We start from the raw sequence: 23,282 nt of genomic DNA, 5'->3' as shown, positions 1-23,282 counted from the left end.
CTCTTAGCGCTGATGGTAGTGTGGCACTTGCCATGTGAGAGTAAGTCATCGCCAGCTTTTAAATCTAAACACCCCTAACCTTACGGTTAGGGGTGTTTTTTATTGCCTAGAAAAAAGTATTCTAGATATCATTCTCTATAAATTTAAAAATTACTTTTGATCTAACAATTAAATTTTTCTCGTTATTTTATTTGTTAAAAATTTCAACAAAAATCTCGATTTTTAAGAATAGTTTGATTCGTTTCACTTTAATAATCTTTACTGGAAGATAAACTATATTTACATAAAAACCGTATTATGGTTACATTAGGCATATTTTTATAATGAAAAGTCTAATTCCATTTGGGGATTTGATCGGGGATAAAAAGGAATGATCATGAATAAAAAACAACTTACTTTAAAGTTGTCGGCGATTGCTGTCTCTGTTTTGTTAGCAAGTTGTGGTGGGGGCGGAGGTGGTTATTATGGTTCAAATGATAATAACTCTTCAGGTGGAAATGGACAAACGCCAGTTACAGCAGTAAATATTACAAATATTACGTTATATGATGCAAATAATACGGCTACAAATTCAATTACTGCAGCAGGTGTCACCGCTAAAGTCAAAGTGACTGATTCCTCAGGAAAGGGAATTAGTGGCGCGATCGTTACGTTTGGTGGGGAAGGCGTGACTTTAGGTACGACCAATGGTGCTGTTCTGACGAATGCAGAAGGTGAAGCTAGCATCTCTGTAAAACCGCAAGATTTAAATGCTACAGGTGCGTATCAAATTTCTGCGACGGCGAATTATAATGGTACATCTGCAACAACCAGTCCTTATAGTTTTGTACTTCAAGCTGCAAATATTGTTTTAGTTGGAATGACTGCTGCCACAACTCAATTAGAGTCAGGTGCATCAACCAATATTACTTTAAAGACACAAGATTCAAGTACTAAGGTCAACCAAAACAACGTTACTGTCAGCTTCAATGCTACTTGTGGTACCTTTGAACCAGCAAGTGTTGTGTCTTCGAATCAAGGGGATGTAACAACTTCTTATAAAGCAATTGGGGCTGATGGGAAGCTGTGTGAAGGTGAGCAAACGATTCTTGCATCTGGTTCAAATATTCCTGAATCCAAAGTTACTGTGAATATCGCTGCCATTGAAGCCAATTCTTTAAAATATACAACATCAAGTCCAGTAACTTTGGGTATTAGAAGTAGCGGTACTGCTGCATCAGGCCAAATTGAATTTACTTTATATGCGAATGGTACGCCTGCTGCAAATAAAGATGTAAATATTGAATTGGTTCGTGCTCCAGAAGATTTAAGTTTTATCTCGTTAGGTAATCAAAATCCTAAAACTGTGAAAAGTGACCCAAATGGTAAGGTTATCGTAACTTTATATCCAGGAGACAAACCGGGGCCTGTTGAAATCAAAGCAACCTTAGTTTCTAACAGTGCTGTTTCAGCTTTGTCTAAAAATGTTTCTGTATCCACTGGACGCGCAACTCAAGATGGCTTCAGTTTATCTGTAAGTAAAAATGCCTTACAAAATAGGGTTGATGGTGATAGCGCAACGATTAATGTCATGTTAAGAGACCGTACGGGTAATCCTGTACCTAATGGAACCGTGGTGAGTTTTATTAGTGAAGGCGGTGTGGTGACGCCTAACTGTTCGACTAACGCTGGTCGTTGTGCAGTTACTTTATCTGTTCAAGACCCACGACCTTTAGATAATCGTGTTACTGTTTTGGCGTATGTTGAAGGGGATAAGAGTTTTACTGATTTAGATGGTGATAATCTTTACACGAAAGGTGTAGATAAGCTTCTTAGCAATATTGGTAGCTTCTTCCGCGATGATAATGAAAATAATCAATACGATAATGACTATGGTATTGGAGAGTTTCTTTACAATCGAAAAATTGTAGGCAACAAGACTGCATGTGCATCTTCAACCATCAGTCAGCCGAATATTGCTGATACTTGTGATGATAATTTAGATGCCATTCTACGTCAGCAATTAATATTTGCATTTTCAGAAAATACAGCAACATTTACCAATATTAATGCAAGTGGTGATCTATTATCTTTCAGTTTATATGGAAATAGTATGCAAGGTGTTCCTATGCCTACAGGTTCTACGATAAGTGTTACACCAGAAGATAATACCAAAGATAATAATTTATCTTGTACCGCTGAATTAGTACAAGGGAGCTCACCTGTAGCCAATGTATTTAATCTTTTAACACCGACAACTTTTAAAAATAGTACACAAGCTTTTTATGGCTATCGTTTGAAAGAATGTGCTAAAGGAGATACCTTTAAAATCTCAGTAGCGGCTCCTGATGGTAAAGTTTCAACAGTTTTTGCTACTTATAAATAAACGAAAATATTTCCTATAAAAAAACAGCACTTCGGTGCTGTTTTTTTTATAGCCCTGTTCCTACACTGACTGAGGCAGTCGGACGAACTTGCATTGAACTACAAGCCGAGATGGCGAAAACACATAACAGGATAATAGCTAGTTTTGGCATGGTTCTTCATCTGATGAAAAAGAACCATCTTCTTATAAATAACAGTATTTAACTATTTTGATCAGGTAATTAAATGTAATGAATTTAATCGTCCAGCAAGTCCATTTGTTTTGCTAACTGATATAAATTATTCGAACGGTTACCTGTACGGCAGAACATTAAAATAGGTTTTGGCAATTCGTTATAATGATTTGCAAAAGTACGGACATCTAGCTCAGTAATCTGACCCGCCACGACAGGTTGATAAACGTAATCTAAACCTGCGCTGCGTGCAGATTCTTCGATTTGTGCACTGGTCGGTTGATCAGGTCCACCTTCCATATCTGGACGATTATTAATAATCGATTTGAAACCTTTTTCGACAACTTGGCCTACATGCTCTGGGCCGATTTGACCTGCAAAACCTATATTTTCTGACATCTTGTCACTCCAAAAACAAACAAAACATTTTATGCTCTATCATAGCATTAAGCTCGATCTTGAGTTTAAATGTCTAAATTAAATAAACGATGATAACGAATAAGATACGCAATGGAGCGCGCATGCATACTTATACAGTTGAACCGTTGTATGTTCCTAGTGGTGATGAAACGATCGCTGCCGATTTCTATCTTCCCAAAACCAATATCAAGCCTGCTGTGATTGTCATGGCACATGGTTTTGCTGGATTGCGTCAGTTTAAACTGGTTCAGTATGCGCAGCGGTTTGCCCATGCAGGCTATGCCGTGATTTTATTCGACTATCGTTATTGGGGCGGAAGTACAGGAAAACCACGAGAGCTGGTGTCTTTGAGTGCACAATTGGATGACTGGAAAAGCATTGTTCAATATGCCTCAAACTGTAAGTCGATTGATAGCCGCCGAATTATTTTATGGGGCACTTCACTCAGTGGCGGTTATGCCCTCAGTTTGGCCACCGATCTTAAAAATATTCAGGCAGTGATGGTGCAAGTGCCATATGTGGATGGAGCGGAGACGGCAAAACTGTATCCACTACAACGTTATCCTGAAGCATTAAAACGTTCTAGTCAGGACTATATGGGCTCCAAGATGGGAATGGCACCTAAAACCTTACCAGTAGTCGATCAATATAAGCTTTGTTTCTTACCTACTTCAGATAGTTACTACGGTTATCATTCGATTGTAAATCCTGATTATTACTGGAGTGGTGAGGTTCCTGCACGGGTATTTTTTAATTTAATGCGTTACCGGCCGATCCAGTTTGTACGTAAGATTAATATTCCCGTTTTATTTATTGCTGCGAAATATGACAGCTTGATTCCGATTGCATCCAGTCGCGAAGCGGCCACCAATATTGCACCATTTGTGAGCTATCATGAATGGGAAATGAAGCATTTCGATATTTATCACGATTCTTGGTTTGAAAAAGCAGTCACAACCCAATTAGAATTTTTACATCAACATATCGGAGTGATGTAAATGATTATTGTCTGTGCATCATGTGGTGCAAAAAACCGTGTACCTGAAGAAAAATTGGCAGTTCATCCTAACTGTGGTCAATGTCATAAAGCCTTATTGCCATTAGAACCTATTGAGTTAAACGAACAAAACTTTAGCAATTTCATTAGCAATAGTGATTTACCTGTACTGATTGACCTATGGGCGGAATGGTGTGGTCCATGTAAAATGATGGCACCACATTTTGCTCAGGTCGCAAAGCAAAATCCTTATGTGGTTTTTGCAAAAATTGATACTGAAGCAAATCCTCGTTTAAGTGCAGCATTTAATGTCCGCAGTATCCCAACCTTGGTTCTTATGAATAAAACCACAGAAGTAGCGAGAATCAGCGGTGCATTACGTGCGCCTGAATTACAACAGTGGTTAGACCAGCAATTACAGCAACATCAAGGAAATTAACATGAGCGAACGCCCAAAGCATCCAGAGGGGATTTTATCTCTACAGAACATTGCCATGCCAGCCGATACTAACTGGAGCGGTGATGTTTTTGGAGGTTGGATTGTTTCTCAGATGGATTTAGCTGGAGCGATTCATGTTGAACGTTTTAGTAAAGGTCGTTGTGCCACGATAGCCATTAATCAAATGACTTTCCTTGTTCCTGTAAAGGTGGGGAATGTGATTAGTTGTTATACCAAAATTCTGAAAGTGGGTAGCAGCTCGGTACAGGTTCAAATTGAAGTATGGAATAGCCATGACGATTCACGTGAACCTGTACGTATCACGGAAGGGGTCTTTACTTTTGTGGCGGTGGATGTAAATGGCAATAAACGTTTAATTACAGATGAAATTAAACAGTCCTTTTTAGCCTCACAGTCAGCTTAAGTAAGCCTTTTAAGGTCTACATTTATCAGAACAGGTTATTGTTTTAACACTACTTTTTAAATCGAGAATATACAGATGGCTGAAGAACTGGTTTTACAACAAGGCCATAAAGTTGAGCAATATCAAAGTATCCTTCCACAGATTCAGGCTATTGTTGAGGATGAGTCGGATGTGATCGCCAATCTGGGCAATATCTGTGCCGCACTTAAACAGCAATTCGGCTGGTTCTGGATTGGCTTTTATCTGGTGAAAGGGAATGAGCTGGTATTAGGCCCATTTCAGGGTCCAATTGCCTGTACCCGTATTGCTAAAGGTCGTGGTGTGTGTGGTTCAGCATGGCAACAACAGCAAGTGATCGTTGTGCCTGATGTGGATCAGTTTCCAGGGCATATTGCCTGTAGCTCTGACTCTAAATCGGAAATTGTGTTACCCATCATGAAAAATGGTGAATGTGTTGGCGTGCTAGATATTGATAGTGATGAATTAAATCAGTTTGATGAGATTGACGCTGAATATCTCAAGCAGTTGATGAGCGTCATCGAAAAATTTATCTAAGTCAAAACCTAAAAATAAAGCCCAAATCATTTTGGGCTTTATTGTTTGATTCAGAACTATTTTTTGCGTTTCGGCAACCAGGCCCACAGCATTTGGCACTGGATCGGTTCATTGCCTGAATCATCAATAACATTCACCGGAATCAATAACTCGCCTTTTTCATTCTCAGCAATAAACTTCTGCTGATCAGTTGATAAGCTTGCTGTCGCAGTTAAACCACCTTGGGCAACTTTTAAATAATCTACATGGAGTGATTTGATCAACAAGATACGATCATCTGGAACATGTAAACCTGTTAAAAAACCAGTCGCAGTTTCCGCAAGTAATGCCATCGCAGCGGCATGAACTCCTTTAATATGGTTTTGCATATTGCGCTGGTTTTCAATACGAACAGTCACGTGGTCTTTATCCACTTCTAAATAACGGATATTCGCAGTTCCAACCATGGGAACAACACGACCAAAAGCTTTGCTCCAGAGCGTGCTACGAATGCCTTTCGGAAATTTAGAGGTGGTTTTAACCAGCTTATAAAGACGGTTATCTTTTGCCATGGTGAACCTATTAATTAATCTTTGAAGTTATTAAATTGGAGCGGCAGACCAAATTGTTGTTCACGTAAAAAGTTCATCACTTGTTGCAAAGTATCGCGCTTTTTGTCCGTGACACGGATTTTGTCTCCTTGGATAGAAGATTGCGCCTTGATGCCACTTTCTTTAATGGCTTTATTAATTTTTTTTGCGGTATCTGAGTCAAGTCCATCTTTGAGCTTGATCACTTGCACGACATTTTTACCTGAAGCAGTTGCTTTTTGTGGATCAAGTGCTTGAACGTCGACTTTGCGTTTATAGAAATGGTTTTCCAGCATGGTATAGACTTGTTCACATTGGAAATCACTTTCAGTTGAGATTTTGATTTCTTTATTTTTTTCATTTAGCTCAATTGAAACATCTTGCCCACGGAAGTCAAAACGTGTAGCAATTTCTTTTTGCGTGTTTTGTACCGCATGATTGACTTCAAATAACTCTAATTCAGAAACAATATCAAAAGAAGGCATAGTTAGACCTTTACAAAGGGAAAGAATATTTGAGATGCTAAGGGGGTTTTCTTCATTTGCCAAGTGTTGTTTACATCAAAGGAGTGCACAATGATCCGTAAACAAGAAATTACAACATTTGAGTTCCCAGAAGGCGCAGTCATCTGGGATGTCCGAGATACCAAAGCGTATACAGAGGCTCATGTCAAAGGGGCGGTGAATCGTCCAATTGCTGAATTAACTGCGGATAGTTTGACTCAAGTGGCAGCGGATCAACCGATTTACATTCTGTGTGGTGGCGGTAGTAAAGCACCGCGTGCAGCAGAGCTTTTAGACGGTATTGATAGTTCTCGTGAGTATGTTGTATTGATGGGTGGCACACGCGCAGCGCGTGATGCAGGCTTAGCTTTGGAACAAGGCGCTTAAAACACTCAAAGAATTAGCCAAAATACTCGGGTATTTTGGCTAATTCAAAAATAATAAAGATTCAAAAGTCCAAACACTTAACCTGAATAATACGGTTTTTTAGCTTTCACTTTCTTCTGGAAGCGCTGCGGATTCAATTTATCCAGTAACTGCTGTGGCACTGGACAAAGCTCACCTAAGATCAATGCTGCCAAGATTTCACTACACAGTGGCGCAAACAAAAATCCTTTCGACCCTAAACCTGCAAAGCTATAGTTTTGCTCATGGTTGTGGACTTTGCCGACCAAAGGAAAGTAATCCAGACTCTGCGCACGGACAGAGGCTCGACCTTGCCAATTCTTTACAGCAGGCAACTGTTGTGCATATTCAGGAAAGACACTGTGGATAAGTTCGTAGTTATGCACATGGTCTTCAGTTAGTACATCTGCATCATCCCGATTGGGATAAAAAGATGCGCCGAGAACTAACTGTGAAGCATCCAGTTGCATGCAATAGCCCCCATAACTATAAGCTTGATCCAGTGCCAAAGGCTGCTGGCTATTCTCAACCCAGCTGACTTGTCCCCGAATTGGCTTTAAGACAGGATAGTTTTCAAAGAGTTCAGCACTTTGTTTCGCGCAACAGACGATAACATGATCTGCCGTGGCAATTCGTTGTTGATCTTGCCAAAGTTCAGTTTGTGTTTCGAGCGAATTTAAGCGGGAAATTCTGGCTGTTTTTATCGTGATATTCGGATGTTGTAAAATTTCATCGCGTAATTGGTGTGGAGAAACTGCACCTGCATGATGTAGCGTCAAACTCGGCAAGTCTGTCTTCGGGGATTGTTGCTGTTCTGATTGTGCTGATAAGACACCTTCAGGATACTGTGCTGCTAAAGCCAGTAATTCATCCGCATTTTTCAATGCCAATTGTTGGACCTGAATCGGCCTGAATGCATTAAAGCGTGTATAAAAGTTTAGCGCATGTTGCCAACTCAAGGTCATCAGATGTTCGGATGCCTGATCAATCGGGCATAGTTTGGGATTGAGCAGTGCCAGCGGATTACCAGATGCGCCTGAAAGGGGCTCATTTTGCTCGTATACGGTGACTTGATGCCCACGCTGAGCAAATGCCCACGCTGAGCTTAAACCCGCGATTCCAGCGCCAATAATCGCAATTTGGCGTGGTCCAGTATGCTCTATCGTTGTTTTCGTTTCAGGTTGCGAGGTTGCATCGTTCTGTTCTGAATCCATTGAGCCTGTTTCAGGTGCTACAGTGTCCTGCCAGATCGCTTTGAGCATTTCCCGTTTATGACCAAAACCACGTGGACGGCTAATCTGAATGCCATGTTGTTTAAGCCCGCGTTTCAGTACTCCCGCCACGCTAAAGGATGCGAAGGTGGTTCCAAACTCCGACAAACGTACAATGTGATTCAGCACATTCTCTTGCCACATATCCGGGTTACAAGATGGAGCGAAGCCATCAAGAAACCATGCATTGACCGCTTGTGTTTTAGGAATAACGGGAAAAATATCCTGAGCATCACCAAGCCATAAATCAATGCTAAAGCGTTGCTCTGGAAAACTGAGACGATGACAGCCAGCGATTGGCAAGGGATATTGCTGAATGAGCTGTTCTGCAAGTGGCTGAAGTTCAGGCCAGACATTCAGTGCACGAATCAGATCGGCTTTGCTGAGCGGAAACTTTTCTACACTGATGGCATGCAGATGGCTATGGTTATCTGGACGAACCTGTTGCCAGAGTTGCCATAAGGTCAAAATATTTAACCCTGTGCCAAAACCTGTTTCACCCACACAGAAATACTGATAATCATGTAATTGGGAAAGACGTTCAGTTAAATCATTGCCATTTAAAAACACATGGCGTGTTTCGAGTAAACCGTTATCTTTGGAAAAATAGACATCGCCGAATTGTTTAGAAATGGGAACTTCAATACCATCGACGAGTTCCCAGTCTAAATCAGCTGTTTGTAGTTTTGATGAGAGAGACATAAATAAAGGTGTATGTTTTACCACTGACGACGACGTTTAGTGTAGACATAACTTGCAATAAAGAAACCGAGAATAACACCGACAGCAATTGTCATTGCGCCATATAAAAACATTTGTGCACTACGTTCGCTTTGTAACACCTGAACCTGAACCGTTAAATTATCATTTTTTAACTGTAATTCCTGATTCTGCGCGAGCGCTTCAAGATTGGCATGTTCAAGTTGCTTTAAACGGCTAGCCTGATCCTGAATCATGGCTTTTACTTTTGCATCTTGCTGTTGTTTGGCTTTAACAATTTGTTCTGCTGTAAGCGGTTTAGCCGCAGTCGCGACGGTATTGGTTGGCGTCGTTGTGGTGGTTTTTGCTTGTGTCGCTGGAGCAACTGCTGTTGGGGCAGCAGTTGGTGTTGCAGGTTCTACCGCCCATGCAGTAGAACTGAGTAAACTTAAAACGAAAAAGCTTTTGACTGCAATGTGCATGATTTACCCTTTTGGAAAAGCTTTGTTGAAAGGTCTAACTTCAATATCTGAGTAGATCCCTTCTTTTAAAAATGGCTCTTCCTGAATCCATGCATCCAGTGCTTCGCGACTATCAAATTCAACAATCATGGTACTGCCAAAAAAGCCTGCTTGTGAATCATTAGGATCTTTAGGATGCGCGCCTGCAGCAATTAAACGGCCTTCATCATCTAACTTTTGTAGTCGTTCAATATGTTGCGGACGGGTGGCTAAACGTTTTTCCAGAGTACCTTCGCGATCAGTACAGGTCAGCACAAAATATGGCATGGCAGTAGCTCGATGATTTAAAATCTATTCAGTGGTTTTGAAATGTTTTCGTAAGAAAAATAGTATAGCAGCAAGGTAACTGATAGAAACGATAATATCGCCAAAAGCGGTGAATTCGCCCCAATATTTTCCTTGCATATAGACAAAACCAAAGAAGAAATGCAAAGCAGCAAGCAAAAAGAATTGACCACACCAAGCCCAGTTCAATTTGATCCAGCCTCTTGGACTGAGTTCTAACAGTGAACCTAACAATTTCTGGATAATCGGCATGCGTTCTTTATTAAATAAAGGTGTCACCAAAAAGCCGAGACCAATCCCGATATTGATAATAATGGCCTTCATTTTGATATAGGTGACATCGCTAAAAATTAGCGTAATTCCACCAAAAATAACCGACATGACTACGATAAACCACTGCATTTTTTCCAGTTTAAATTTCTGGAAAAAGAACAGGCAACCATAGACGACAAGTGTCGAGATCAGCAGGGCACAGGTCGCAACAAGGATATGGTTTTGGTCGGTATTTCCTGCGCTGCCCACCAACTGCAACAAAGGATGGTGACTATCTTTAGGATCGGTGGTTTTATAAAAATAAAAGAAGATAATAATCGGAAGATAGTCGAGCAACGCTTTCATGTTACAGTACGATGATGAAATAGGTCAGATAGCATAATACAAACCATGTTCGGTGTCGATTTACATACACATACTCTCATTTCCGACGGTACGTTCTCACCTGAGCAACTGGTGCAGGCTGCTGTTGATTTAAAAATACAGATACTGGCTGTGACTGATCATGACACTATGGATGGACTGGAACGGGCACAGAATTATGCACAAGACCATGATATTCAAATTATTTCTGGTGTAGAAGTTTCTAGCCAGTGGTCGAGACCGAATACAAAAAAAAGCTATGGTGTGCATATCGTGGCTTTAAATATGCAAGATGAAGCACCCATCAAGGCGATGCTGGAAAATCAGAAGAAGATCCGTGCGGAACGGGCAAAAGTGATTTGTCAGTTACTGGAAAAATGTATCAATTTTGATATTTACCCTGATGTCGTTGCCAAGGTTGATGGTTATGCAGATCGGGTCACCCGAACCCATATTGCCAAGACTTTAGTTGAAAAAGCGATTGTCAGTCGTCCGCAGCAGGCATTTGATCGTTTCCTGAAAGAGGGCAAGAAAGCCTTTGTCAAATTTGAAGGCGTGGGACTGAAAGAAACCATCGAGATTATTCATGCCAGTGGCGGTTTGGCTGTTCTGGCTCATCCTACACGCTATGATCTGTCAGCGACCAATATTCGTTACCTGATCGAACTGTTCGCTGAATCTGGGGGGGATGCCGTTGAGTTACCGCCGAGTATAGAACCTGCTTCAACCCGACAAATGGTCGATCGGATGATTCAACAATTTGATCTGGCAGTTTCAATTGGCAGCGATTTTCATGGGGACAATATGCCATGGATCAAACTGGGGCAAACGCCACGGGTCAATGAAGGTCAGAGCGGAATTTGGGAACGTTTTAGATAAACGGATCTATGAAAAATTAGAACTTTACCTGATTATTTTCTTTTTCCTGATGCTTTTGCTGTTATGGGGCATTCAATGGATGTTTCATGGTTTTGCGGGGCTTTGAAGAAACTCAATTTTCAGACCGCCAGTGATCATGATGCAGGAAGTAATCTGATAAATAATCTAAAAAGCATTGCACTTTAGGCGGTAGTAATTCTCGATGTGGAAAGACCGCATAAATTGCAGTGGCCTCGACTGGATAATCTGGCAAGATCTGTACCAGTTTGCCTGTGTCTAAATCTTCTGCAACATGCCAGAACGAATGATTGGAAATGCCTAAACCGTGTAAAGCAGCTTGTCGAACGGCTTCACCCGAATTGGTACTAAAGTAACCCTCTACCCGAATCTGTTCAGTTTCACCTGCTTTATTTAGAAAAGACCACTGGTTGGTGAGCCCATTGGCATGCTGTTGCAAAATACAGCGATGAGATTTGAGATCAGATAAGCTTTCTGGAATCCCATATTGTTGCAGGTAGGTGGGTGAGGCGCATAATAACCGTGGATTGGGAGCTAATTTTCTGGCAATCAGACTAGAGCTTTTTAATTGTCCAATACGAATCGCAAGATCCATACCTTGTTGAATTAAATCGATGTTTTGATCATTGAGATCGAGATGGATATTTAGCTCAGGATGCAATTTGGAGAACTCGGCAATTAGCGGCATTAAAACCTTGGTACCAAAGATAGCGGACGCGGTTATGCGTAATGTTCCCGAAAGCCTATGATCTTTGACTTTTAACGACTCGTGTAAATTGACAAAATCAGCCATCCAGCCGCGCCCACGCGTCAGTAGCGTGCGGCCTTCTTCGGTTAAGGTCAGCTTACGGGTAGTGCGATGAAATAAACGCAGTTGTAGCTGTTGTTCCAGACGTTGCAACTTCTGGCTGGCGACTGAAACCGAAATATTGGCATCCTGCGCGGCTTTGCTGATTGAGCCTAAGTCTGCCACCCGAATAAAAAATTGAAAATCTTCTGTATTCATTATCCATAAAACCAGAAAAGTATTTCCTGATTATCGTGGTTTTTTAAATAAACCCATAGCGCTATTTTGTCTCTAAGCAATCATGTATTGGAGAGAAAATCATGAAATATCATTTTCTAGGAAACTCGGGTTTAAAAGTCTCGGAATTGGGATTTGGTGCTGGCACTTTAGGCGGACAGGGACAAATTTTTTCTGCTTGGGGACAGGCCAGCCAAACGGAAGCCAACCAAATGATTCAGGCGGGTCTGGAGGCGGGGATTAATTACTTTGACACCGCAGATGTTTATTCGGATGGAGAGTCTGAACGGATGCTTGGCAAGGCTTTAGCTGCGAAAAGACAGCAAGCGATTATTTCTACCAAAGTTGGTATTCGTAGCTCGGATCATTTGAACGCTGCGGGATTTAGTCGAGACTATTTACTCTCTGCGGTGGAACAATCCCTGACACGATTGGGAACCGATTATATTGATGTGTTGCAATTGCATCTGTTTGATAGCTTTACCTCCTTGCATCAATTGATGAAAACATTGGATGAACTGGTTCGAAGCGGTAAAGTCCGTTATATCGGCGTATCCAATTTTGCGGGCTGGCAATTGATGAAAGCACAGGCTATTGCGGAACAATATGGTTATGAAAAATTTGTGGTCAATCAGGTTTATTATTCTTTAATAGGGCGTGATTATGAGTGGGAGTTGATGCCTTTAAATGATGATCAACAGATGGGTGCGGTGGTGTGGAGTCCTTTGGGGTGGGGACGCTTAACCGGTAAGTTTGATCGCGAAAATCCAATTCCTGCCGAGAGCCGTTTGCATGATACAGCACAGTTTGCACCTCCTGTGAATGAGGAACATCTTTATCGGGTCATTGATGCCTTAAAACAGATTGCACAGGAAACAGGTTATTCCATTCCTCAAATTGCGCTGAACTGGTTGCTACAACGTCCGACGGTTGCAAGTGTCTTGATTGGTGCCCGTAATCAAACGCAACTACAAGAAAATTTAAAAGCAAAAGATATTCAGCTGTCGGCTGAACAGATCACGCAGTTGAATCAGGCCAGTGCGGTTTATCCGCCGTATCCTTATTATCCTTATTGGAATGGACAATTTACAGAACGCTTTAAAGCACTGGTGACATCACAGTTTATTTGATAGATAAATCATTTCCCTCAACATTTGCTGAGGGAAATGGCAATTACAGCAAGTTGTGATCTTGTGCCTGAATCGGTGGCGGTGTTGGGCGACCTAAAGTTCCCAGTAATTCGATTTCAATTGAACGCACCATGGCATCCAGTGGTAGATCGTTACTTTGTGTGCCAAACGGTTCTTCAATTTCAGTACTGAGTGCATCTAAACCGAGAAAGGTATAGGCCAGAATCCCAACCAGTAATGGAGTAGCCAGACCCAATAAAGAACCTAAGCTGAAAGGTAGCATAAAGCAAAAGAAGTACACGGTACGATTCAGCAAAACCGAATAGGCAAATGGAATTGGTGTGTTGGCAATACGGTCACAACCCGTTTGCATTTCACTTAAAGCTGCCACGTGACGGTTCATCTGGGTATAAATAATATCCGAGATTTCACCTTCTTTCATGGCTTGCAACAGTTCCCATTGAATCAGGCTTAGAGTGTATTGCGGTGCATTGTGCTGTTGGTAAAGCTGGGTCAAAGCTTGCTGACTTAAGCCACTGGTTTCAGTAAGTTCGGTTGGATTCGCTGTTTGATGACGTAAGCGGTCACGCAGGACATTGGCAAAGATAATCACATTCTGAACGATACGCTCTCGACGTGCTTGTGTGAGAACACGACAGTCGCGGTCAAAATGTCGAGCCGTGGCGATCAAAACGCCCCAGAGTTTACGGGCTTCCCACCAGCGGTCATAACAGGCGGTATTCTTGAATCCAAGGAAAATAGACAGTACGACACCAATCAGGGTGAAGCCAACCAATGGGATTTCAGGGAAGCGATAAAGGCCTACATATTCAACACCACCAATAATGGCGGAGATGAGCATTACGAAGCCGAGAGAAGGTAAAATTTTGGGTAAAATCGTCCCACGCCATGAGAATAAAACTTTAAAAATACTCGGCTGGTCACGGACAATCATGTTATATGAATCATTAATTTTATGTGTTGATGTTCATGCCAGATTCAAGCTTTGTCAAGACCAGATTGCTTGATTTTAGTAGGGTTGAGTAGTTGTTGTTCAGAAAATGAAAAATGTCCTTCGGGTGAAATAATAAAGTGATCGATCAGCTGTATTTCCAGTAGTTTACAGGCCTGTTTTAGTTGCTGAGTCAGATAAATATCTTCTGTTGACGGTTGGGCAATCCCATAGGGATGATTATGTGCAACCACGATCTGGCAGGCTTGCTGTTGTAATGCATAACGTAAGGTCTGGTTGAGAGAAACACTACAGGAATGATGCGAGCCAAAAAACAGTTTTTTAAAGTGCAATTTCCGCAGTTCTGCATCCAGACACAGCACCGCAAAGACTTCCTGTTTTTCGCCTAGCAACTCATAACGTAAATAGTCGAGTACGAGGGTAGAGGTATCTAGACACAGTCGTTGCTGATGAAAATGATTGTTGAGATAGCGCCGTCCCAGTTCTTTTACTGCCATGAGCTGGGCATATTTGGTTGAAGCAATACCATTAAATTGTGATAGGTCCTCAAGATTGGCATCAAAGATCAAATTAAGTCCGCCAAAATGTTGAATCAAAATACGGGCAAGTTCGACGGCAGAATGCTGTTTTGAGCCGGAACGGAGAAAAATTGCCAGCAATTCCGCATCAGATAGACTTTGGGGACCTTGTGATAATAAGCGTTCCCGAGGGCGTTCTTGCTCGGGCCATGTTTTGATGGATTGATTCACCTGTTTATTCCCCATTGATTTTATTGCCTTTATTATTTTTATAAGCAAAAATAAATCGTCACATTTTCTCTTAACTCTTTAGGATCCCAATGATATTTTCTGTCGTTTGATCCATTGAAATCTTTATCGTCCCACTTGGGTATGAACTTATTTAATGCTATTGTGAGCGCCACTGCAACAGTAAGGTATCCTGTTTGTGAGCTTCGATCTAAGTGTTATTCCCCATAAAAACATTATATTAGCGGTTACAGGTGGTATTGCTGCCTATAAAAGTGCCATCTTAGTACGCCGTTTAAAAGACTTTGGTTTTGATGTCCGCGTGGTCATGACACATGGCGCACAAGCATTTATTACCCCTTTAACTTTTCAGGCATTGTCTGGAAATCCCGTACATACCGAATTACTTGATCCTGAAGCGGAAGCTGGAATGGGGCATATCGAATTGGCGCGTTGGGCCGATCTGGTTTTAGTTGCACCTGCCAGTTGTGACACGATTGCAAAATTTGCCAATGGTTTGGCAGATGATTTGCTCAGTACGTTATATTTGGCAACCAAAGCCCCTGTCTGGGTTGCACCTGCCATGAATCAGCAAATGTGGGCGGCGAAAGCGACGCAACGTAATTTGCAAACGTTGGTAGAAGATGGCGTCCATGTGATTATGCCTGATGCTGGTGAGCAGGCTTGTGGCGATGTTGGTCTAGGGCGGATGCCTGAACCTGAGGACCTGGCGCGTCAAGTTGCGGCCTATTTCCATAAGGCACAACGCGCGCTTGCTGAAAAGTTTGGTTTATTGGCGGGCAAGCGAGTGACCATTACCGCTGGTCCAACGCGTGAAGCGATTGATCCTGTACGTTATATTTCTAACCACAGTACGGGCAAAATGGGCTTCGCTTTGGCAGCAGCATGTTATGCCGCAGGTGCGAAAGTTACGCTGGTGGCTGGGCCTGTCAGTCTGGATACACCGAATGGTGTGCAACGTATTAATGTCAGCTCTGCCATGCAAATGCTGGATGTCAGTATGAATCAGCTGAAAGAAGGCTGTGACATCTTTATTGCAACGGCAGCAGTGGCAGATTATCGCGTGGCACAGGTGGCTGAGCATAAAATCAAAAAAGCAGGTGATGAACTTGCGGTCGCATTAGTGAAAAACCCAGATATTGTGGCAACGATTGCGCAGCAGGAAGAGCGTCCATTTATGGTCGGCTTTGCCGCTGAAACCCAAAATGTTGAAGAATACGCCGCAGGAAAACTGGTGGCGAAGAAACTGGATATGATTGCTTGTAATGATGTATCACGTCCAGATATCGGTTTCGCTTCAGATCAGAATGCCATGACCGTGTTCTTTGCCCAGTCTTATCACATGAAAAAACGTGAACTGGAAAAAGCATCGAAACAAGAGATTTCACAGCAACTGGTTGAATCGATTGCGGATGCTTTACGCCGTCGTTTATAAATGATAAACGCGATCTTTTTTATCAAAATGCAACGATTTCGTTGCATTTTTTATGTATGCTAAATCAGCAATTTTCTTTGTATGCTGGCTCCAGAATACAAGGTGTCTTGCCGTTGGAAATAAAGCATAGCCACAGTTTTTGATAGGATATCCTGATGATTAAAAAAACTTTAGCCACCGTTGTCATGTTGTCTGCTTTAGCATTGAGCCATAATGCGAGTGCAGCAGGTTTAGAAGATGATATGAAAACGCTAGGCAAGAATTATAAAGCGTTTAACCAAGCTGATAACTCGCAGGCTGCCACTGCTGCATTAAATAATATGCGTACTGCTGCGGTACACTCAAAACAATATCATCTGGCTGCCAATACACAGGATAAAGTACCTGCTTCACCAGCGCTATTTGACCAGATTGTTGGGGAAATTGATAAAGCCAAATTACTGGTACAGGCTGGTAAACTGGATGAAGCGAAAAAGCAGGGTAAAAAGATCGCTGAGTTGCGTGATCAGGGACATAAATATTATACCCATTAAGAGATGGATGATCGGATTGCAAAGCTGAAGCTGTACTCCAGAGAGTGCAGCTTTTTTATTGGGATCTCAGAAAATCATCCCGCAACATAAACTGAGCATGATTCAGATTTTCATCAAAATTTAAAGTTGCTACAGTGAAGTCATGAAGGATGAGAGGTGATGGATATGTTCTCACAGCAACGTAATTATGACCGGATTGCACAGGCAATTACTTATATCCAGCAGAATTTTCAGCAGCAACCCCAGCTGGATGAGGTGGCAGCGCATATACATTTAAGTCCTGCCCATTTTCAGCGTTTATTTACCGATTGGGTGGGCACCAGTCCTAAAAAGTTTTTACAGTATATTAGTGTCGAATATGCCAAACAGATTTTGAAGCAAGAGCAGGGCAGTATTTTTGATGCCACCTTTGCAACAGGATTGTCTAGCACCAGCCGTTTGCATGATTTATTTATTCAGATTGAAGGCATGACCCCAGCTGAATATAAAAATGGTGGGCAGAGTCTGACGATTCATTATCAGTTTGCAGATACCTTATTTGGTGAGGTGCTGATTGCATCTACACACAAAGGAATTTGTGCATTAAGTTTTGTCGATGATCGGGCGGAGGCTTTCGCCCAGTTAAATGCGCAATTTCCTCAAGCCATGTTTATTGAACAAGTAGATAATTTTCAACAGAGTGCCTTGGCTTTATTTCAGAAAGATCCGCAGCAACTGGCTGAGATTAAACTGCATTTGAAAGGCACCGAATTTCAGCTCAAGGTGTGGCAAAGTCTGCTGAAAATTCCGATGGGACAACTTGCGACCTATGGTGAACTTGCCAGAGCCATTGAGCACCCCAAAGCGGCGCGTGCGGTAGGCACGGCGATTGGTAGTAACCCTGTGGCATTTTTGATTCCCTGTCATCGGGTGATTCAGTCGAGTGGCCTGTTTGGTGGTTATGAATGGGGCAGCGTACGGAAAACAGCGATCATTGGTTGGGAAGGTGTGCAAAGCCATGCCGCTATCTGAACAAGATCAACTCCAGACGGTGATTGATCAGATCCAGTCAGCCGATTGGGACGGAATCACAGAGCAGATGCATCAGCAGGGTTTCGCCCTGATCAGGCAGGTGCTTTCGCCACAACAGTGTGAACAATTACAGCAATTGTATCCACAAGCTAGACTTTATCGTAAAACCGTCGAAATGCAGCGTTATCGTTTTGGTCTGGGCGAATATAAATACTTTAATTATCCATTGCCGAATTTGATTGAGCGGATTCGCCATGAGATCTATTCACGTTTGGCGCCGATTGCGAATGTATGGTTTCGGGTTCTGAAGATAGAGCGAACATTTCCGCCTTCACATCCCGAATTTTTACAACAATGCCAACAGCATGGACAAATGCTGGCAACGCCATTGATCCTGAAATATGGGCAAGGTGGATTTAATACCTTGCATCAGGATTTATATGGAGACGTCTATTTTCCACTGCAATTGGTGATTGTACTGAGCCAGCCGAACAGGGATTTTAGTGGGGGTGAATTTGTCTTAAGCCAACAAAATCCACGGGCACAATCTAAGGCGGTCGTTATACAGCCACAGCAAGGTGATTTACTGATTTTCACCACACAGTTTAAGCCAGAAAAAGGCAGTCAGGGCTATTATCGGGTCAATATCAAGCATGGCGTCAGTCCGATCCTGCAAGGTGAGCGTTATAGCCTCGGTATTATTTTCCATGATGCTGTGAGTTAGGCTGATGTGGCGACATCGTGAATTAGAATCTGGCGAATTACATCAGAAATTGAAACAGCACGAGATTCTGTTTGCAGGCAATACTCAGCTTAAAATCTATGGCAGATTGACCTGTAGCTCTGGTAAGCGCATGCTAAAAAGTAATCGGGTATTTTTTGTTGATGAGCAGGAGGCAATTGCACAAGGTTATCGGCCTTGTGGACATTGTATGAAGCCAGCCTATAAGAAGTGGAAAGATGCAGCTATTTGATATTGAAGCTGATCCAGAACAGAATCATTTGCCTTATGACGGCACGGTGCAGTACTATGGCAAAATCGTGCATGGCACTGCCGCAGATCATTATTTTGAGCAGTTGATGCAGACGATTGCCTGGGAAAATGATCAGGCCTTAATCTTTGGTAAGCTGTTAACCACTAAACGTAAAGTGGCATGGTATGGCGATCGGCGCTTTGAATATACCTATTCCAATATGAATAAATATGCCTTGCCGTGGACAACGGAGTTGCTGGAGTTAAAACAATTAACCGAGCAACTGACAGGAGAGACCTTTAATTCCTGTTTGCTTAATCTTTATCATAGTGGTGATGAAGGGATGGCATGGCATAGTGATGCTGAAACAGATTTGAAAAAAGATGGTGCAATTGCTTCTTTAAGCTTTGGTGCAGAACGGAAATTTGCATTCAAACATAAACAAAGCAAAGAAAAAGTAGAACTGTATTTAGAGCATGGCAGTTTATTGGTCATGAAAGATACCACGCAAACTTATTGGTTACACCGCTTGCCGCCCACCAAGAAAGTCAATGCAGCACGGATTAATCTGACTTTTAGAACTATTGTGGAATAACTCGATCCTCGCTTAGACATAGTGATAAAGCTCCACATCAGAAAATGTGCTATTAAATGCTTCAATGAGATGTTTAATCTGTTCGGCCTGATCTGGAACCAGCATCCAGTAAGGATTTTCATTCGAGATCAGTAATAGTGCTAAATCATGCTGTTCCGCAACCGCATAAAGATAGTCAAATAAAATCGCGTAGATATGTTCTGCAAAATCAATCTCGTTCTGCTCATCCTGTGTTGCATCAGCATATTCAGCGAAAAGCTGTTCGACTTCACTTTCAATACGGTTATTCAGTTGCTCAATATCGACTTGGGTTTGTTGCAGTTGATAACACTGGTCAGCGCCATTGTCATAATATTCTTTTAATTCTACATACTGGATGTTTGAGTGCAGGGTATTGGCCCAATTGATAAATTGATGAAACTCGTGTGGATGAAGGGGGTATGGAACTTGTGTCAGTTCAGGAAAGACCTGTTGGCAAAGTGGATAGAGCGCTGTGGTCATGTCTTATTCTCGTTTTACTCATAACATGCTTCTTATTATTATAAAAAAACCACAGCAAGTGCTGTGGTTTTTTTGATTCATTCACAAAAGTCTTATGCTTGACCTTGTGCATCTGCATCCGCTTGAAGGCGTTGCATGTTTGCTTCGAATTCAGCATCGAAGTTAATCGGTGTAAGTAACAATTGAGGGAAGCTACCCTTTGTTACTAGATCATTTACTGCTTCACGCAAGAACGGGAATAGGATATTTGGGCAGTATGCGCCTAAGATGTATGGAAGACGATCTTCTTCTACACCATCAACCAAGAAGATACCTGATTGAGTGACATCAACGATGAACGCAGTTTCATTTTCGTTGTTCGCTTGAACCACAACTTTCAAAGACACTTCATAGTGTGTTGGATCAATTTTTTCTGCAGCAGAAGATAAATTGATGTTGAGTTCTGGTTGCCATTGTTTAGTAAATACTTGTGCACCAGGAACTTCAAAAGAGATGTCTTTGGTATAAATACGTTCTAACGCGAGTTGTGGTTGAACTTGTTCTTCGCTCATTGTTTTTCCTTAAATCTCGGATGTGTTGTTAAGCTAATAATTGGTCGAGTTTACCTTCACGCTCTAAAGCATAAAGTTGATCAAAACCACCGATAAACTGATCTTTAATAAAAATTTGTGGCACTGTACGGTGATTGGTACGTTGCATCAATTCAATACGAACTTCTGGCGCTTCATTGGAAAGATTAATTTCTTTAAAAGCAACACCTTTACGCTCAAGTAATTGTTTTGCACGCACACAGTACGGGCAAGAAAGGGTTGAATAGATGGTGACGTTTGGCGTTGTCATGTTATCTCTCCTTAAGCTTTGGTTTTGCTTTTAACTAAAGGTAAGCCTTGCGCTTTCCAGTTGCTAATACCACCGTCTAGACGGTAGCTGTCAGCATGACCTACTTTTTGTAGTGCTGAGCCTGCAACTTGCCCTAAGTTACAAATGAAGACCAATGGACGATCACTTGCTTTTAATTCATCAACATGACTGGTGATCTGGCTATATGGAATGTTACGGCTACCGCTAATGTGACCATCACGGAAATCTTTTCCATCACGTAAGTCGATCAAGATGGCATTTTTTGCCTTGATCAAGATACCGAGTGATTGTGGTGAAATTTTACGACCATTGCGCTGTCCTTCTAAAATAAAGAACAACACGATTAACACGCCGAGCGTACCAAATAAGAAGGGGTGATTCCCCATAAACTCTAACCAGCGTTCCACAAGTCACCTAAAAATTAAAATACAAAATTGATCCTGAGTATAACTTATCTCTATGGTGATCAAAAATGTTAGTTCAAGGGGTAAAGTCCAACAAAATTAACTTTTTTGCTGGGCTTCCTGAATTTCATCCATTAAACGCAGATAACTGTCCAAACGTCTTGGCAAAATTTCACCAGCCTCAACCGCTTGTTTCAGTGCGCAATTTTTCTCATGGGTATGAGTGCAATTACGGAACTGGCAAAGCCCTAGATGTGTTTCTATCTCGGGAAAACCAGTACGTACCTTTTCCAGACTGAGATGCCATAGCCCGAATTCACGGATTCCCGGAGAATCAATGAGCGCACCGTTTGTTCCAAATTTGATCAATCTGGTCGAGGTCGTGGTGTGTTGCCCGAGTGCCGAGTTTTCTGAAATCACATTGGTTTTCTGTGCCGCATCTGGAACAATGGTATTAATCAGCGAGCTTTTACCGACACCAGACTGTCCAACGAAAGCGACAGTTTCATTGTCCAAACGTGCTGACAGTTCAGAGAGATCACCACGTGAATGGCAAATCAGGGTTTCATAGCCTAATGCTTCATATTCACTGAGCAGGGTCAGAATCGGATCATTTTCAGTCAGCAAGTCGGATTTATTCAACACTAACAGCGCTGGAATATTGGCATCGGCACAGGCCACCAGATAGCGGTCGATCAATGTCGGCGCGGGCTCTGGTAAAGGCGCAAACACGATGACGATGAGACTGATGTTGGCTGCGACAGGTTTAACCTTGTGATAGCGGTCGGGGCGGGTCAGGAGCGATTGTCTTGGATAAATCGCGGTGATAATGCCTAAGCCAGTAATCGGATCAGCTTGCCATTTCACCCGATCGCCTGTGACCAGTAATTCGAGGTTGGTACGGGTATGGCAACGCCAAATACTGTCCAATTCAATCGGTTTCCAGAATGGTTCTGGTTCACCATCGGCTACTTGTGGTTTTTCAGGATGCTGTTCAGGCACAGACAAGGCTTGTACTTCGAGTTGACGACCATAATGCTGAACAACCAGTCCATCTAAATCTTGTGACGTGTCAATGTCGTCTTGACGCGATTTATGCTGTTTCTCAATACGACGCTGCTGTTGTTCGGTTAAACGACGCTTACGAATTAAAGCCATTCATATCCCAAAAAATCCACACTTTGAAGACCGCAAAAATAGCATGAAGCCGCTATAGAATTACAGCCAAGATGTAATTAATTTGCTACTATTGATGTTTTTAAGCACTTTAGAATTGCCATCCATGAGCAGCACCCCTGATACACGATTAATTTGGATCGATCTGGAAATGACCGGACTTGATACCGATAACGACAAGATCATTGAAATTGCAACAATTATTACAGATGATCATTTAAATATCTTGGCTGAAGGGCCTGTTTTAGCGGTACATCAATCTGATTTGATTCTAAATGCAATGGATGAGTGGAATACCAAGCAACATGGTCAGTCTGGCCTGATCGAGCGTGTTCGCCGTAGTAAACTCACTGCACAAGATGCGGAACAGCAAACTCTCGAATTTTTGAAAAAATGGGTCAATCCAAAATCTTCTCCGATGTGCGGTAACTCAATTTGCCAAGACCGCCGTTTCTTGCATCGTTTGATGCCTGAACTGGAACAATTCTTCCATTATCGCAATCTGGATGTGTCTTCTGTAAAAGAGCTGGCTAAACGCTGGAGACCAGAAATTATGAGCGGTTTAAAGAAAAATGCATCGCATTTGGCAATGGATGACATCCGTGATTCGATCGCAGAATTAAAATACTATCGTGAATACTTTTTTATCATGAATAACGATAAGTAATCGTTTTCTGAGTCATACATAAAAGGAGCTTTGGCTCCTTTTTTAATGCGCTAAAAATAGTTGGGATTGATCA

At 42.0% G+C, this 23,282-nt stretch carries 30 protein-coding genes; 15 read left to right on the top strand and 15 right to left on the bottom strand.

Annotated features, from left to right (window positions below; genetic code table 11):
* Positions 1-376 precede the first annotated feature (376 nt).
* Entirely contained in the window at positions 377-2,365 is a 1,989-nt protein-coding gene (locus IEV36_RS18245) for an Ig-like domain-containing protein (protein WP_005255258.1), read from the top strand.
* A 235-nt stretch (positions 2,366-2,600) separates the two neighbouring features.
* On the opposite strand, the gene IEV36_RS18240 is transcribed toward IEV36_RS18245, so the two are convergent.
* Positions 2,601-2,936 carry a protein tyrosine phosphatase family protein gene (locus tag IEV36_RS18240; RefSeq protein ID WP_004774417.1) on the bottom strand — a complete coding sequence of 112 codons (336 nt, stop codon included), beginning with the start codon at positions 2,934-2,936 and terminating at the stop codon, positions 2,601-2,603.
* Positions 2,937-3,058: 122 nt separating this feature from the next.
* On the opposite strand from IEV36_RS18240, the gene IEV36_RS18235 reads away from it, so the two are divergent.
* The 4 genes from IEV36_RS18235 (at position 3,059) to msrC (ending at position 5,372) form a co-directional block, all read left to right on the top strand.
* Positions 3,059-3,955, top strand: coding sequence for an alpha/beta hydrolase (locus tag IEV36_RS18235; RefSeq protein ID WP_004774419.1), 897 nt, complete (start codon positions 3,059-3,061; stop codon positions 3,953-3,955).
* Positions 3,956-4,393 (top strand): thioredoxin TrxC, encoded by a 438-nt coding sequence (trxC, locus tag IEV36_RS18230; protein WP_005255257.1) that lies wholly within the window; start codon positions 3,956-3,958, stop codon positions 4,391-4,393.
* Position 4,394: 1 nt separating this feature from the next.
* Positions 4,395-4,817: an acyl-CoA thioesterase gene (locus IEV36_RS18225; RefSeq protein WP_004774422.1), complete on the top strand. Its 423-nt coding sequence runs from the start codon at positions 4,395-4,397 to the stop codon at positions 4,815-4,817.
* Between the two features lie 75 nt (positions 4,818-4,892).
* Complete coding sequence (msrC, locus tag IEV36_RS18220) at positions 4,893-5,372, top strand: free L-methionine (R)-S-oxide reductase MsrC (protein WP_005255255.1); 480 nt, start codon at positions 4,893-4,895, stop codon at positions 5,370-5,372.
* Positions 5,373-5,428: 56 nt separating this feature from the next.
* Here the strand turns inward: msrC and IEV36_RS18215 are convergent, their stop codons facing one another.
* Together IEV36_RS18215 and IEV36_RS18210 are read right to left on the bottom strand one after the other, a co-directional pair.
* Complete coding sequence (locus IEV36_RS18215) at positions 5,429-5,923, bottom strand: DUF4442 domain-containing protein (protein WP_004774425.1); 495 nt, start codon at positions 5,921-5,923, stop codon at positions 5,429-5,431.
* 14 nt (positions 5,924-5,937) lie between these two features.
* Positions 5,938-6,426: a YajQ family cyclic di-GMP-binding protein gene (locus IEV36_RS18210; protein ID WP_004774427.1), complete on the bottom strand. Its 489-nt coding sequence runs from the start codon at positions 6,424-6,426 to the stop codon at positions 5,938-5,940.
* Positions 6,427-6,516: 90 nt separating this feature from the next.
* On the opposite strand from IEV36_RS18210, the gene IEV36_RS18205 reads away from it, so the two are divergent.
* Positions 6,517-6,831 carry a rhodanese-like domain-containing protein gene (locus IEV36_RS18205; RefSeq protein ID WP_004774429.1) on the top strand — a complete coding sequence of 105 codons (315 nt, stop codon included), beginning with the start codon at positions 6,517-6,519 and terminating at the stop codon, positions 6,829-6,831.
* Positions 6,832-6,908: 77 nt separating this feature from the next.
* On the opposite strand, the gene mnmC is transcribed toward IEV36_RS18205, so the two are convergent.
* Genes mnmC through IEV36_RS18185 form a run of 4 tightly spaced genes read right to left on the bottom strand, consistent with a single transcriptional unit; the run spans position 6,909 to position 10,243 of the window.
* Positions 6,909-8,822 (bottom strand): bifunctional tRNA (5-methylaminomethyl-2-thiouridine)(34)-methyltransferase MnmC2/FAD-dependent 5-carboxymethylaminomethyl-2-thiouridine(34) oxidoreductase MnmC1, encoded by a 1,914-nt coding sequence (gene mnmC, locus IEV36_RS18200; protein WP_005255253.1) that lies wholly within the window; start codon positions 8,820-8,822, stop codon positions 6,909-6,911.
* 17 nt (positions 8,823-8,839) lie between these two features.
* Positions 8,840-9,301, bottom strand: a complete 462-nt coding sequence (locus IEV36_RS18195) for an SH3 domain-containing protein (protein ID WP_005255252.1) — start codon at positions 9,299-9,301, stop codon at positions 8,840-8,842.
* Between the two features lie 3 nt (positions 9,302-9,304).
* Positions 9,305-9,607 (bottom strand): YciI family protein, encoded by a 303-nt coding sequence (locus tag IEV36_RS18190; protein ID WP_005255250.1) that lies wholly within the window; start codon positions 9,605-9,607, stop codon positions 9,305-9,307.
* Between the two features lie 24 nt (positions 9,608-9,631).
* On the bottom strand, positions 9,632-10,243 hold the full coding sequence (locus tag IEV36_RS18185; protein ID WP_004774436.1) for a septation protein IspZ: 612 nt from the start codon (positions 10,241-10,243) through the stop codon (positions 9,632-9,634).
* A 45-nt stretch (positions 10,244-10,288) separates the two neighbouring features.
* On the opposite strand from IEV36_RS18185, the gene IEV36_RS18180 reads away from it, so the two are divergent.
* Positions 10,289-11,140 (top strand): PHP domain-containing protein, encoded by an 852-nt coding sequence (locus IEV36_RS18180; protein WP_005255248.1) that lies wholly within the window; start codon positions 10,289-10,291, stop codon positions 11,138-11,140.
* A gap of 112 nt (positions 11,141-11,252) precedes the next feature.
* Here the strand turns inward: IEV36_RS18180 and IEV36_RS18175 are convergent, their stop codons facing one another.
* Positions 11,253-12,164, bottom strand: a complete 912-nt coding sequence (locus tag IEV36_RS18175; protein ID WP_005255247.1) for a LysR family transcriptional regulator — start codon at positions 12,162-12,164, stop codon at positions 11,253-11,255.
* A 101-nt stretch (positions 12,165-12,265) separates the two neighbouring features.
* Between IEV36_RS18175 and IEV36_RS18170 the strand changes: the two genes are divergently transcribed.
* A complete protein-coding gene (locus tag IEV36_RS18170; RefSeq protein ID WP_005255246.1) occupies positions 12,266-13,312 on the top strand; it encodes an aldo/keto reductase in 1,047 nt (348 codons plus the stop codon).
* Positions 13,313-13,355: 43 nt separating this feature from the next.
* Here the strand turns inward: IEV36_RS18170 and IEV36_RS18165 are convergent, their stop codons facing one another.
* Together IEV36_RS18165 and radC are read right to left on the bottom strand one after the other, a co-directional pair.
* Positions 13,356-14,267, bottom strand: coding sequence for a bestrophin family protein (locus tag IEV36_RS18165; protein ID WP_004774445.1), 912 nt, complete (start codon positions 14,265-14,267; stop codon positions 13,356-13,358).
* 44 nt (positions 14,268-14,311) lie between these two features.
* Entirely contained in the window at positions 14,312-15,049 is a 738-nt protein-coding gene (gene radC, locus IEV36_RS18160) for a RadC family protein (protein ID WP_005255245.1), read from the bottom strand.
* A gap of 181 nt (positions 15,050-15,230) precedes the next feature.
* Here radC and coaBC point away from each other — a divergent pair, with 181 nt between their 5' ends.
* The 6 genes from coaBC (at position 15,231) to IEV36_RS18130 (ending at position 19,600) form a co-directional block, all read left to right on the top strand.
* Positions 15,231-16,487, top strand: a complete 1,257-nt coding sequence (coaBC, locus tag IEV36_RS18155; RefSeq protein ID WP_004774447.1) for a bifunctional phosphopantothenoylcysteine decarboxylase/phosphopantothenate--cysteine ligase CoaBC — start codon at positions 15,231-15,233, stop codon at positions 16,485-16,487.
* A gap of 155 nt (positions 16,488-16,642) precedes the next feature.
* Positions 16,643-17,020 carry a cytochrome b562 gene (locus IEV36_RS18150; RefSeq protein WP_004774448.1) on the top strand — a complete coding sequence of 126 codons (378 nt, stop codon included), beginning with the start codon at positions 16,643-16,645 and terminating at the stop codon, positions 17,018-17,020.
* 165 nt (positions 17,021-17,185) lie between these two features.
* Positions 17,186-18,031, top strand: a complete 846-nt coding sequence (locus IEV36_RS18145) for a methylated-DNA--[protein]-cysteine S-methyltransferase (protein WP_005255244.1) — start codon at positions 17,186-17,188, stop codon at positions 18,029-18,031.
* A complete protein-coding gene (locus IEV36_RS18140; protein WP_005255243.1) occupies positions 18,018-18,755 on the top strand; it encodes a 2OG-Fe(II) oxygenase in 738 nt (245 codons plus the stop codon). The genes IEV36_RS18145 and IEV36_RS18140 overlap by 14 nt, the downstream gene beginning before the upstream one ends.
* A gap of 4 nt (positions 18,756-18,759) precedes the next feature.
* Positions 18,760-19,005 (top strand): Ada metal-binding domain-containing protein, encoded by a 246-nt coding sequence (locus tag IEV36_RS18135; protein WP_005255242.1) that lies wholly within the window; start codon positions 18,760-18,762, stop codon positions 19,003-19,005.
* A complete protein-coding gene (locus IEV36_RS18130) occupies positions 18,992-19,600 on the top strand; it encodes an alpha-ketoglutarate-dependent dioxygenase AlkB family protein (RefSeq protein WP_005255241.1) in 609 nt (202 codons plus the stop codon). The genes IEV36_RS18135 and IEV36_RS18130 overlap by 14 nt, the downstream gene beginning before the upstream one ends.
* Before the next feature lie 12 nt (positions 19,601-19,612).
* On the opposite strand, the gene IEV36_RS18125 is transcribed toward IEV36_RS18130, so the two are convergent.
* The 5 genes from IEV36_RS18125 to rsgA all read right to left on the bottom strand — a co-directional run bounded on the left by IEV36_RS18125 (position 19,613) and on the right by rsgA (position 22,524).
* Entirely contained in the window at positions 19,613-20,101 is a 489-nt protein-coding gene (locus IEV36_RS18125) for a hypothetical protein (RefSeq protein WP_005255239.1), read from the bottom strand.
* 92 nt (positions 20,102-20,193) lie between these two features.
* Entirely contained in the window at positions 20,194-20,652 is a 459-nt protein-coding gene (secB, locus tag IEV36_RS18120; protein WP_004655889.1) for a protein-export chaperone SecB, read from the bottom strand.
* Between the two features lie 28 nt (positions 20,653-20,680).
* Entirely contained in the window at positions 20,681-20,941 is a 261-nt protein-coding gene (gene grxC / locus IEV36_RS18115; RefSeq protein ID WP_004774456.1) for a glutaredoxin 3, read from the bottom strand.
* A gap of 11 nt (positions 20,942-20,952) precedes the next feature.
* Positions 20,953-21,369 carry a rhodanese-like domain-containing protein gene (locus IEV36_RS18110; protein WP_005255236.1) on the bottom strand — a complete coding sequence of 139 codons (417 nt, stop codon included), beginning with the start codon at positions 21,367-21,369 and terminating at the stop codon, positions 20,953-20,955.
* Positions 21,370-21,465: 96 nt separating this feature from the next.
* Entirely contained in the window at positions 21,466-22,524 is a 1,059-nt protein-coding gene (gene rsgA / locus IEV36_RS18105; RefSeq protein ID WP_004774457.1) for a ribosome small subunit-dependent GTPase A, read from the bottom strand.
* A 124-nt stretch (positions 22,525-22,648) separates the two neighbouring features.
* On the opposite strand from rsgA, the gene orn reads away from it, so the two are divergent.
* Positions 22,649-23,209, top strand: coding sequence for an oligoribonuclease (gene orn / locus IEV36_RS18100; protein WP_032810933.1), 561 nt, complete (start codon positions 22,649-22,651; stop codon positions 23,207-23,209).
* Positions 23,210-23,282 lie beyond the last annotated feature (73 nt).

Origin of the sequence: Acinetobacter vivianii, from assembly GCF_014635885.1 — a bacterium.
In the GTDB taxonomy this organism is placed as follows: domain Bacteria; phylum Pseudomonadota; class Gammaproteobacteria; order Pseudomonadales; family Moraxellaceae; genus Acinetobacter; species Acinetobacter vivianii.
Note: the sequence above shows the minus strand (reverse complement) of the source record. Positions and strands in the feature narration are given on the sequence as shown.